We start from the raw sequence: 7,242 nt of genomic DNA on the forward strand, positions 1-7,242 counted from the left end.
ACCAGTATTCTCGTTTTATACAGTCATACATTTGATCCGTACTGTGCTGGACAGGATACGGCTATACAAAGGTAGACATAATGGAATCATTTGCTGAACTATTTGAAGCGAGCATCGAAGAAACAGGTCTTGATATCGAGCGTGGCTCGGTTATCACTGGTACTGTTGTAGCCATCGATAGCGATTGGATCACAGTAGATACTGGTCTTAAATCTGAAGGTATCGTCGCTCGTGAAGAGTTTTTAAGCGAAGAAGGCGAACTTGAAGTTGAAGTTGGCGACACAGTCGACGTCGTGGTTGAAGCGGTTGATAACGGTATGGGTCAAACCTTACTGTCACGCGAAAAAGCCAAACGCGTTGAAACTTGGAATTTCCTTGAGAAAATCTCTGACAACGATGAGATCGTTAAAGGTATTATTTCTAGTAAAGTAAAAGGCGGCTTTACCGTTGATATCGGTTCAGTTCGCGCGTTCCTACCAGGTTCATTGGTAGACGTCCGTCCGATTCGTGATACCACGCATCTAGAAGGCAAAGAGCTAGAATTTAAAGTTATCAAACTTGATCAAAAACGTAACAACGTCGTGGTAAGTCGCCGCGCTGTTATGGAAGCTGAAAACTCAGCTGAGCGTGAAGAGCTATTGAACAAGCTTGAAGAAGGTATCGAGATCGAAGGTATCGTTAAGAACCTAACTGATTACGGTGCATTCGTTGATCTTGGTGGTATTGATGGTCTACTACACATCACTGACATGGCGTGGCGCCGTATCAAGCATCCATCTGAGGTGGTTGAAGTTGGTCAAGATCTAAAAGTTAAAGTATTGAAGTTTGATCGTGAGCGCAATCGCGTAAGCCTAGGTCTAAAACAACTTGGTACGGATCCTTGGGATAACGTTGGCGGCACTTACCCAGTAGGTAGTGTGGTTAAAGCACGCGTCACTAACCTAACTGATTATGGTTGTTTCGCTGAAATCTCAGAAGGTATCGAAGGTCTAGTACACGTATCAGAGATGGATCATACCAACAAAAACATCCACCCATCAAAAGTTGTTCAAGTGGGCGATGAAGTTGAAGTAATGATCCTTGATATCGACGAAGAGCGTCGCCGTATCAGCTTAGGTATTAAACAAACTCTTGCTAACCCATGGGATGAGTTTGATAAGAAACACGAGCGCGGTGATAAAATCACTGGTACGATCAAATCTATCACTGATTTCGGTATCTTTATCGGTCTAGACGGTGGTATCGATGGTCTTGTTCATCTGTCTGATATCTCTTGGAACGAAACTGGCGAAGAAGCTATCCGTAACTACAACAAAGGCGACACCGTTGAAGCAATGGTATTGTCTGTAGATTCAGAAGCCAACCGTATCAGCTTAGGCATCAAACAATTAAGCTCTGATCCATTTAACGAATACCTGGTCAACAATGACCGCGGTGCTATCGTTAATGGTAAAGTAAAAGAAGTAGACGCGAAAGGTGCGACTATCGAACTTGCTGACGAAGTAGAAGCTTATTTACGTGCTTCTGAGATTCAACGTGATCGCGTTGAAGATGCAACCAAGCATCTATCTGTTGGTGATGATGTTGAAGCGAAAATCATCAGTGTTGATCGCAAAACTCGTAACATCAACTTGTCAATCAAAGCCAAAGACGAAGCTGAAGAGCGTCAAGCGATTAAAGAATTGGGAAGCACTGGTACGACTGCTGCTGCCGGTTCTGATGCACAGCCAAAAACCATTGGTGACTTGATCAAAGAACAAATGCAGTAAGCGGTAGTTTGTTGATATAGTTATACTATAAAAAGAAAGCGACTCCGGTCGCTTTTTTTTGTGATTAAATTTGAGTATGGGGCAAGTTGGTAAGGTTTTATGGTAAAAAAGGAAACTCTTATTCCTATTTATGCCAATATCCGCTATCATTTGCAACATTGAGTAACGAGATATGAACGTAAAATTAAACAGTTTTTAATTGTTCAATTTACTTCATTATCATCTTATCCATTAATCAATAAGGTCCATGTGATAATGCAGCAAGCAATTAACAAGTCCGAATTTATTAGTAATCTGAGTGCGAATTGTGACAACATGACAGACACTGTCGTCGATGATGCAGTACGCGAAATATTAAATTTGATGACCGATACCTTAGCCAATGACGGCCGAGTAGAGGTGCGTGGCTTTGGTAGTTTTTGTCTTCATCATCGCCGTGCCCGTATGGGGCGCAATCCTAAAACAGGCGAAAGCGTACCCGTACCTGCAAAAGCCATTCCGCACTTTAAGCCGGGCAAAGCGCTACGTGAAGCTGTCAATGCCAAGGTAGCGAACGGTTAATAAAGCAGAGCCGTCAGAATGTCCGCGTTCTTTGTTAAACGGTTCATACGATTCAATACGAAAGGATATCTTTGATGCGCATTTTACTGCTGATTTTACTGTTTCTAAGCTTTGCTTATTCGCTAGGGTTGGTATTGGCCAATAATACTGAAGTTGGGGTGAATCTACTTTTTTCCCAAGCACCGACAATGAATTTGGGCTTATTACTGATTCTGTGCTTAATACTGGGCATTGTGATTGGCATGTTACTCGCGCTGCTTATCTTCCGCGTGCTACAAAATAAGTGGGAAATCTCACGGCTACAAAAGCTAAATACCAATCTGCAAGAGCAGGTGACGCAGGCTAATATCGTCATTGACCGTCAGGCAAACGCACCATCGGTACAAGAAGCGGTTTACGGCGCGACAGCGACAAATGTACAAGATGACAGCGTTATCGATATAGACAATGGTGCAACTTTAATCAAGCAAAAGCGTGAGCATTGAGTGCTGAATAAGCATTCTTATATTGAGACGTTTATATAATCATTTAATAATAATCATTTAATAAACTGATATAACGTGGCACAACTATGAATAACATCATCCATTCTCCAGTCGTCGTTGCACTGGATAATATGACTAAAGATGCCTGTTTAGCGCTAGCTGACCAATTAAACCCAGCGTTATGTCGCTTAAAAGTCGGCAAAGAGCTATTTACCCGCTGCGGTCCTGACATTGTTAAAGCGCTACATCAGCGTGATTTTGACGTGTTTTTGGACTTAAAATTTCACGACATTCCTAATACTACGGCACAAGCGGTGCTTGCAGCAGCCGAGCTTGGTGTGTGGATGGTCAATGTGCATGCAAGCGCGGGCCTCGAGGCCATGTCGTTAGCCAAGCAGCGCTTGTCAGACGGTAATTTTGAAACCCTGCTAATAGCTGTTACTGTGCTGACTTCTATGGACAATCAGGCACTGACGCAAACAGGTATCACTGATGGTCTAGATGCCCAAGTGAGCCGTTTGGCACAACTGACCAAGCAAGCGGGCCTTGATGGGGTGGTATGCTCAGCACAAGAGGCCAAAACGCTTAAAGCATTATGTGGGCAGGATTTTAAGCTGGTCACCCCTGGTATTCGTCTGCTAGACGACAATGCTGATGATCAAAAACGCATCTGTACACCGAAGCAAGCGTTAGCAGATGGTTCTGATTACTTGGTGATTGGTCGCTCAATCACCCAAGCTGTTGATCCTTTGGCCAAATTACAATTGATAATTAATAGTATCTAGTGCTATAGATTCACCATACAATAAAAAAGACAGCCTAATTCGCTGTCTTTTTTACTTTTTGCCCATTATTAAAAAGCTGCTACACTGGTTAAATTTACGCTAATCGTAAGCTGAGGAAAAAGCTGACTTTTGCAAATAGTCTGATTGGATAATAGTAAAACCTATGAAATTACAGATTTTAAGTGACTTACATATTGACAGTTATGCGCGGCAGTCGTATCCACTAGGGCGCATCCCTAAAACGGATGCAGACGTGCTGCTCGTAGCGGGAGATACTGCCAATAGTGATGATGGTATGGCATGGCTACAAGAGCAGGCAGCGCATTTGCAAGTACCTTTGATTACTATCGCGGGCAATCATGAATACTTCGGCGAAGATGTGCTGCATTTTGATAAAAAGCTAGCCACTTGGGATAATTATAATAATGAACTAGAGCAGGGCGTGCGCTTTTTACAGTGTCAGTATATGGATATTGGTGAAGTGCGGATTCTGGGTTGTACGTTATGGACGGACTATCAATATCAAGCCGATGCCGATACGATGGCAGCAGCTAGGCGTTTTATGCGCGATTACAAGCAGATTTATGCGGGTGGCGAGCTGTTCTCTCCTGAAGTATCGATACAAATCCATACTGAGCATCGTCAGTGGCTACAGCAAGCGCTGATAACGGCGCAAGCATTGGGTAAAAAAACGGTGGTCATGAGTCATCATAGTATTAGCCCGTTATCGGTGTCTGAGAAATTTGCCAACTTGCCGAGTAATGCCGCCTTTGTCAGTGATTTATCGAGCTGGATGCATGAAGATTGGGCACCTGTGCTATGGGTACATGGCCATACTCATGAAGCCTTTGATTATCAAATTAATAAAACGCGGGTGATAGTCAATCCGCGTGCTTATCCTAATGAGGTGAGCAGTACCGAATTGGCGTTTGTTTGGAACAAAGTGGTGGATATTGGCTAAATCCTGTTAACCAAGCGCTTATATCGATATATAGCTGAATAAGCTATAGTGCAACTGAGCTTATATTTTGTTCATTCTCATCAATAAATCTGCTACGCTTACTATCATGAGTAAATTACCTAATAATATCCCATCGGGACTATCGACGCCGATTGAAAAGCCTACTAGCCTCCGGCCAAGCGTACCTGCACCTTCTCACTTACCTGACAGTATGATGTCTTCGGTCGGTTTGTTGCCAGTAGATAAAAGACTGATTTTATTTACCAGACATTCTTTACGTGAGCGCTCTGATGGTAATGGGTTTGCCAGTTATCAATTGCCGCTAACGCCAAAAGGTCGCGTGTTGGCAAAGTCTTGGGGGCGCTGGCTAGCAGAACATTTGCCGTATTCGCTCGATGTTGATAGTATCTCAAGTCCGATTGGTCGCTGTATTGATACCGCGCAGCTGATGCAAGAGGGTGCGGGACTACGACGTGATATTGCCCATCAATCGCTACTGGTTGAACCTGGCAGTCTGGTGACCGAACCTGAGATTGCCAACCCAATTTTTAAAGAAATTGGCGTGCTCAATTTTATCAATCGCTTTTTACAAGGCAATCTTGAAGGCACGAAAAACGCTTATCAAGGTGGGCTCGATCTTTTATCGCTTTTTTATCAGAATCAGCCGCAACATGGGCATTTAATGCTCGCGGTCAGTCATGATACGTTACTATCAGCGTTTTTAGCAGTGATGCTAGACGTGGTTGAGATTGATTGGAATGATTGGCCAAAGATGATGGAAGGGGTGTTTTTGTGGTTTGATGATAAGCCTTTTGAGCAGGCTAATGCCTATTTCGTTTGGCGCGGGCAAGTATATATCCGTCCGATCAGTGATTTACTAAAAGGCTACCGTGCCGCTGGTTTTCATCCAAGCAAATTGCTATTGCCACCAGAGGTAAAATGGACATAGACCTTATTCTTGAAGTATTTAATTAGCTTTATAATATTTTTAAAATAGTAATGATTAACTTTTAAATAGGCATAAAAAAACCTTGCTCCAGTATGAAAACCAGTAGCAAGGTTTTGGTCATCACACTATCAAGTGCGATGCGGTCTAAACGCAACCAATCTTAAGCTTGTAAGCCTTTGATGGTTTTGTTTAGGCGGCTCTTACGACGAGCAGCTTTATTCTTATGAATAATACCTTTGTCAGCCATACGATCAAGAACCGGTACCGCTTTTTTGTAAGCTTCGGTAGCCGCGTCATAATCTTTAGCAGCGATAGCCGCATCAACACGTTTTAGATAAGTACGAACCATAGAGCGTTGTGACGCAGAGTTCTGACGACGTTTGGTGTTTTGACGGGCGCGTTTACGAGCTTGTGCAGTATTAGCCACGCGTATCTCCTTGATAAAGACAGATAAAAATATGAATGTTGATTGCAATAATAATGGGTTTAACAATCATCGGTGACGAGCAGCCTCTCGCCAAACATGATGTCGATGTCTATTATGAGGGCACTTATCTGTTATTAAAGTACCTAATAGTAATAGAGCATCGCTCGCGCCAGAACTGTTTGGAATAATTAAACAGCGTTGACGTGTAAAGCCGGTTATCTTAGCAAATTATTGCGCTTAGAACAATATATTTGATGATTAATGCTAAAAGAAGTTATGCTAGCCGAACTTAAAGGTTTAATTAAAGGATTTATCGCCCTAACAAGTGAATTATCTAACAAAAGTTAAACTTAAAAGTCTGTATTATTCCAATAAACCTAGGCGTTGATAAAATCTCTTACAATAAATTGTGTAGAATAGCGCTAGCGAGTTGTTAATTTAGGTATGATACCAAAGCAAATAATTTCTACAAGACATCATTTTTAGCATTATAATCACCCCAACATGATATAAATGGATAGGCTATGCAGCGAAAAGCAATTGTAATTGGCGCAACAGGACTGGTCGGACAGCATCTTGTTAAGCAGCTTAGTGAGCTTTATGACACGTTGATTGTAATTGCACGGCGGCCGCCTCGCTACATCAATGCCAGCATGCGCTTTTTTCAGGTTAGTGATTTTGATAACTTGGCTGAAATATTTGCCAGTGTCGGCGTAGATAGTAAGACCGATGCCTTTAGCTGCCTTGGTACCACCAAAAAACAAGCAGGTAGTGACGAAGCGTTTCGAAAAGTTGACCACGACTATAATGTCAATTTTGCCACATTGTGCCGTGTGAAAGGCGTGGAAAACTTCTTTTTATTGTCCTCAATGAATGCCGATATCGACAGCCGTTTTTTATACAATCGGGTCAAAGCGGAAACAGAGCAGTCTATTATGGCGCTAGGTTTTACCCAGTTGGTGATTTTTCGGCCATCGTTATTACTTGGCAAGCATAAAGGCCGTCCGCTTGAAAGCTTTGGTCAAAAAGCATTTAAACTGATCTCGCCAATCGTCCCCGAGTCATTATCCTTGCATCCTATTTCTGCCAAGCGCGTTGCCAGTGCGATGGCGATGAGTGCGCATGAGGTATATCAGCGTAATAAATATCGTAGTGAGCCTACCATTACGGACACGGAAATTATCGAAAATAAACAGCTACTAGCAATGACCAAAGTCAAAAAATAGCCTAAGCATAAATTGATAAAAACTCAGATTTCATGATAGATAATTCGGTGGTGTTCTAAAAAGTATGCTGGCATCAGAC

At 42.5% G+C, this 7,242-nt stretch carries 8 protein-coding genes; 7 read left to right on the forward strand and 1 reads right to left on the reverse strand.

The annotated features are described in order from the left end of the window. Window positions 1–80: 80 nt before the first annotated feature. From rpsA to IQ457_RS06015, 6 genes are all read left to right on the forward strand, one after another. The gene (gene rpsA / locus IQ457_RS05990; RefSeq protein WP_068404509.1) at window positions 81–1,769 is read left to right on the forward strand and encodes a 30S ribosomal protein S1; all 1,689 of its coding nucleotides are present in this window, start codon (window positions 81–83) and stop codon (window positions 1,767–1,769) included. 255 nt (window positions 1,770–2,024) lie between these two features. Continuing rightward, complete coding sequence (locus IQ457_RS05995; RefSeq protein WP_068404507.1) at window positions 2,025–2,330, forward strand: integration host factor subunit beta; 306 nt, start codon at window positions 2,025–2,027, stop codon at window positions 2,328–2,330. A 74-nt stretch (window positions 2,331–2,404) separates the two neighbouring features. Next, on the forward strand, window positions 2,405–2,815 hold the full coding sequence (locus tag IQ457_RS06000) for a lipopolysaccharide assembly protein LapA domain-containing protein (RefSeq protein WP_200662460.1): 411 nt from the start codon (window positions 2,405–2,407) through the stop codon (window positions 2,813–2,815). Between the two features lie 86 nt (window positions 2,816–2,901). After that, the gene (gene pyrF / locus IQ457_RS06005; protein WP_200662461.1) at window positions 2,902–3,600 is read left to right on the forward strand and encodes an orotidine-5'-phosphate decarboxylase; all 699 of its coding nucleotides are present in this window, start codon (window positions 2,902–2,904) and stop codon (window positions 3,598–3,600) included. A 163-nt stretch (window positions 3,601–3,763) separates the two neighbouring features. Next, window positions 3,764–4,561, forward strand: coding sequence for a metallophosphoesterase (locus IQ457_RS06010; protein WP_200662462.1), 798 nt, complete (start codon window positions 3,764–3,766; stop codon window positions 4,559–4,561). A 106-nt stretch (window positions 4,562–4,667) separates the two neighbouring features. Beyond that, window positions 4,668–5,510, forward strand: a complete 843-nt coding sequence (locus IQ457_RS06015; RefSeq protein ID WP_200662463.1) for a histidine phosphatase family protein — start codon at window positions 4,668–4,670, stop codon at window positions 5,508–5,510. A 160-nt stretch (window positions 5,511–5,670) separates the two neighbouring features. On the opposite strand, the gene rpsT is transcribed toward IQ457_RS06015, so the two are convergent. Then, window positions 5,671–5,937 (reverse strand): 30S ribosomal protein S20, encoded by a 267-nt coding sequence (gene rpsT / locus IQ457_RS06020; RefSeq protein WP_010200097.1) that lies wholly within the window; start codon window positions 5,935–5,937, stop codon window positions 5,671–5,673. Window positions 5,938–6,461: 524 nt separating this feature from the next. Between rpsT and IQ457_RS06025 the strand changes: the two genes are divergently transcribed. Next, a complete protein-coding gene (locus tag IQ457_RS06025) occupies window positions 6,462–7,163 on the forward strand; it encodes an NAD-dependent epimerase/dehydratase family protein (protein ID WP_144296508.1) in 702 nt (233 codons plus the stop codon). Window positions 7,164–7,242: the final 79 nt, after the last annotated feature.

The sequence above is a fragment of the Psychrobacter sp. M9-54-1 genome (assembly GCF_016613355.1).
In the GTDB taxonomy this organism is placed as follows: domain Bacteria; phylum Pseudomonadota; class Gammaproteobacteria; order Pseudomonadales; family Moraxellaceae; genus Psychrobacter; species Psychrobacter faecalis.

Excerpts from the sequence above, each read along its gene's own strand:
- rpsA (WP_068404509.1), top strand. The coding sequence starts at position 81 with ATGGAATCATTTGCTGAACTATTTGAAGCGAGCATCGAAGAAACAGGT.
- IQ457_RS05995 (WP_068404507.1), top strand. The coding sequence starts at position 2,025 with ATGCAGCAAGCAATTAACAAGTCCGAATTTATTAGTAATCTGAGTGCG.
- IQ457_RS06000 (WP_200662460.1), top strand. The coding sequence starts at position 2,405 with ATGCGCATTTTACTGCTGATTTTACTGTTTCTAAGCTTTGCTTATTCG.
- pyrF (WP_200662461.1), top strand. The coding sequence starts at position 2,902 with ATGAATAACATCATCCATTCTCCAGTCGTCGTTGCACTGGATAATATG.
- IQ457_RS06010 (WP_200662462.1), top strand. The coding sequence starts at position 3,764 with ATGAAATTACAGATTTTAAGTGACTTACATATTGACAGTTATGCGCGG.
- IQ457_RS06015 (WP_200662463.1), top strand. The coding sequence starts at position 4,668 with ATGAGTAAATTACCTAATAATATCCCATCGGGACTATCGACGCCGATT.
- IQ457_RS06025 (WP_144296508.1), top strand. The coding sequence starts at position 6,462 with ATGCAGCGAAAAGCAATTGTAATTGGCGCAACAGGACTGGTCGGACAG.